The sequence below is a fragment of the Ileibacterium valens genome, from assembly GCF_001945525.1.
GTDB classification, from domain to species: Bacteria; Bacillota_I; Bacilli_A; order Erysipelotrichales; family Erysipelotrichaceae; genus Ileibacterium; species Ileibacterium valens.
Genome location: NZ_MPJW01000110.1, coordinates 1 through 3755, shown reverse-complemented (window position 1 = coordinate 3755; position 3755 = coordinate 1). Strand labels below are relative to the sequence as shown.

The 3755-nt window shown below is 37.1% G+C and carries 4 protein-coding genes; 3 read left to right on the top strand and 1 reads right to left on the bottom strand.

Annotation, left to right across the window (positions count from 1 at the left end):
- The first annotated feature begins 41 nt into the window (after positions 1–41).
- From BO222_RS05295 to BO222_RS14060, 3 genes are all read left to right on the top strand, one after another.
- Positions 42–464 (top strand): transposase, encoded by a 423-nt coding sequence (locus BO222_RS05295; protein ID WP_075819030.1) that lies wholly within the window; start codon positions 42–44, stop codon positions 462–464.
- Between the two features lie 51 nt (positions 465–515).
- Positions 516–1346 (top strand): tyrosine-type recombinase/integrase, encoded by an 831-nt coding sequence (locus BO222_RS05290; protein WP_075819028.1) that lies wholly within the window; start codon positions 516–518, stop codon positions 1344–1346.
- A gap of 484 nt (positions 1347–1830) precedes the next feature.
- Positions 1831–2046, top strand: a complete 216-nt coding sequence (locus BO222_RS14060) for an ABC transporter permease family protein (protein WP_233131213.1) — start codon at positions 1831–1833, stop codon at positions 2044–2046.
- A 175-nt stretch (positions 2047–2221) separates the two neighbouring features.
- Here BO222_RS14060 and BO222_RS05280 read toward each other — a convergent pair whose 3' ends face one another.
- Entirely contained in the window at positions 2222–3640 is a 1419-nt protein-coding gene (locus BO222_RS05280) for a sialate O-acetylesterase (protein WP_075819026.1), read from the bottom strand.
- Between the last annotated feature and the right edge of the window lie 115 nt (positions 3641–3755).

Below are 3755 nucleotides of genomic sequence, written 5' to 3'. Positions count from 1 at the left end.
AGTTTAATCATCTGGATCCGGTTTAATGAACCTCAACTGAGTTGTTTGAAAAACTTGAATCCGAAGGATTTTTCATCCTTGCTTCTTCAAATGAGTTAGCCATCGAAGAGATCTTGCCTGTTTATTACACAAGACAGCAGGTTGAACAGACTTTTGATATCGGGAAAAACTATACAGGATTATTGCCAGTACGTATTCAATCTGAAGACCGTCTGAGAGGTCATCTTCTGATTACTTTTATCGCTTCAATGATTGTCAAAAGAATCCAGTTGGAACTATTGAATCATGAGAATAAAAGAACCAAGAAATTGAATCCAATCAGTCTGTTTCAAAACCTGGGATATCAACGTTGTTCAGTATTCGAAGACAAAATTATTATTCATGAGGCTGATTCGAAAGCAAATCAGGGATATAAGTTATTCAAGATTAAAGTCCCTGATGAACTCAATTTAGGGTCTAGGTAGAAAATTTTTGGGAACTACAGTTTACTTAATTCGATCAGGGATGACTCGATTATGAGCAAAAACATTAGGACTCTTAAAACTTCAGCTATTAAATTATGGACTGTACAAAAAGGGAAAGAGGGAAAAGCAGTTTCAACTATAAATTCATATTTAACTGGACTGATTAAACCAGCACTTGAAATGGCTGTCGAAGACGAATTGATTAAACGAAATCCTGCTTCATTCAAATTAAACAACGTGGTTAATAAGGAATCTGATAAAGGACGAGCGTTAACCTCAAGTGAACTCGCTATATTTTTGGAATATTTAAAAAGAGACTGTCCCGTTTGTAATCGTAATAGAAACCTGATGCTGATTATTTTAGGTTTGGGTTTACGAGCAGCCGAGACAGCCGCATTAACTGTAAACGATATTGATCTGATAAACAATGAAGTTCATATTTCAAAACAGCTGATTCAATATAAAAACGAATATTCTTTTCAGTCAACAAAGTCAGAAAGCGGAGATCGTTATATTCCAATCACAGATGATTTAAGACCAGTCATTGAAGAAGCTATATTAAATGCAAACTATGACTACATGCTTGATGGTAAAACTGGATTTTTATTTAGCAACAGATCTGGTAAGCCAATCAGTCGGAATTCGATTGGTAAACGATATTGGTATCTCGTCCGTGAGATCGATAAAGAATATGGAACTAAATTATTTGAAACTTCAGTCCACAGTCTTAGACATACATTCTGTTCAAATCTGGTTTTAAGCGGTATTGGAGTTAAAACAATTCAGTATGTTATGGGTCATAAAAACGCATCTGTGACCTTGGATATTTATAGCCATATTTCGCACGATCAGATCCATAAAGAATTTAAATCTTTAAAGTAGTACTTTATATAAAGGATATTTCCATCACGTGTCATAATATACATTATGCGAAGTTGAATGCATTCTAAAACGAAGCTAACTGAGCCTTCAGATCTTATTAATGCCCTATGACTATCAAACACACCTAAGATCTACTCATTTAGGATAATTCGTTGATGCTGTTTACAGCGGATACGGAATAGCCTTTACTTAACTGTTGTAGGCGGATGACCATAAATTTCGTTTCGAAATACGTTATCTTAATGAAATCACTCTCTATTTCAACTGTATAAGTTCTACATGATCCTAAGTTTTTTAAATTTCAAATTAGTCGCTAATTCAGTACAAATTCGGTATTTAATTACAACTTTCCATACGTTAAGTCCTTTTCAAAGGATATGAGCGAAGCAGCCAGAGTGGATGTAGTTTCTGAAATCGGTATTTTCTTTAAGGTTTTCATGCCTTCAATCAAAATACCTATGCAGCCGCTGCAATCATTACATTCATGAATTCCTGGTACGCTTATCTGTGGCTGTTAATCACATTACAGACTCCAGACAAGAAAACAGTTCCTCTAGTTCTGTCCGCAATGAGAGCTTCCTATGCACCTGATTATGGAATGATCATGTGCGCGATTGTAATCGCAACCATTCCAATGGCAATCATTTTCTTCATCATGCAAAAACAGTTTGTTGAAGGAATGATCGGATCTGTAAAATAACTTTTTCAAAAAATGAATCGAATGAACCAACAGGACATTGAGCCATCCTGATGAACACAAACAGTTCAAAACAATCATTTCTGAAGCAACAACAGAAAAACTGCACAAAATCCTCTTTAATCGTCTTTCAAAGATCGATCGAAGAGGATTTTTGTTTATATTCGAATGAATTGACTTACAAAGTAAATGGTGAAAGCGGTGATCCATCCTGATAGAAATAGACAGGAGTTGGATCGTTTTCATATGCAGAGCTTGTCTGTCCTTTATTGAAAACGATTGTATCTTGTAAGTCGATCGGGATAAGAGCTGGATTAGAATCTTGACCAGCATCTGGATTTTTAACAAACAGTGGCTGATCAAATCGAACAAGAGTCTTCTGATCGCTCTGAATGACTTCTATAATTTCTGGATGGCTTACAGATTCCTTACAGTATTCATGTCTGTAAATGAATTGACCAATTCGTTTTCCAAGTTTTAATTTGTCAGCAGGATGAATATTATCACTGCTTCCAGCATCAATTGCCGTTATCAGATGACAATAGGAAAGCTTTGAGCAGACTTTTCTCTGCGCTTCTCGAACCAGAGGCCATTTTTTTGCTGGATCATCGTTATAGCCTGGTAGCTGAACGATATAAAAATCGGGTCTGTTGATGATGGATGCTCTCCAGCATTCGATCAGTTGAAGCAGTAAGGATTCGTAAAATTCTCCATCCTTTGTATCTTCTTCCCCCTGATACCAGATAACAGCCTTAAAAGGCAAGCCTGAAATGTTCGAGAACATCGTCTCAAATAAACCGCATGGTCTGCCGAAATCTTTCTTTCCTTTCGGACCTGGCCAGGGCGTATGACCTAATTCTCTTTTCATTTCTGCTCTTGAAGCCTTCGGATGATGGATCTTAAACTGATTGCAGGCTTCAAGATATCGTCTTGAAATCTTCGCGAATTCTTCCCTCTTCAGATCTTCTGTCTGATCACTTTGATCCTGAATATCATCCCAATACCTTTTATAAAAGTGAGAATAAAGATCAGGATCTTTCTTTAATGAATTTTCGTCCATCCAGCAGGAGACAGAAGTTCCTCCTTTGTTACAGGAAACTAAACCGATCGGAATTTCTTCCTCATTTGAGCCGTTGAATTCACTCAGGTGATTGAGAATCTGACCTGTATAAGCCGCAATGGCCGAAAAATCGCTTAGAGCTGATGAACTGGCCAATTTCCATCCAGAGTTCTCGAACGCTGGAAACTTCTGATTGACCTGAATATATTCAACTCTGGGAACAGTATAGATTCTGATATTCTTAAGACTGAAGGAATCATCATAATTTGCTTCATCCTTCAGAGGATATTCCATATTCGACTGACCACCAAAAAGAAAGACATCACCAAAGGCCAGATCGCATAAATGAGTCTTCTTTACTCCATTTTCTTCTATGAGCAGTTCATAATTTCTTCCTGCACTTTCAGGATTCAATATGACTTGCCATCTTCCCTGTTTTGTTAGAACAGAGTGCTCCTGAATCGTTTTTCCATTTTGTTTAAGAGTAACTTTTATTTCACTCTGATCTCTTCCAGCTCCACATATTGTTAAATGCAAGATAAAATGTGCCAATTATTGCAGTGAGAAAGTTACCATTTCTTGCAGTGGGTGGGGTATAGGAGAAGACACTTTCCATGGAAAGTGTCTTCTCCTATACCCGCGCGCCTAGCTC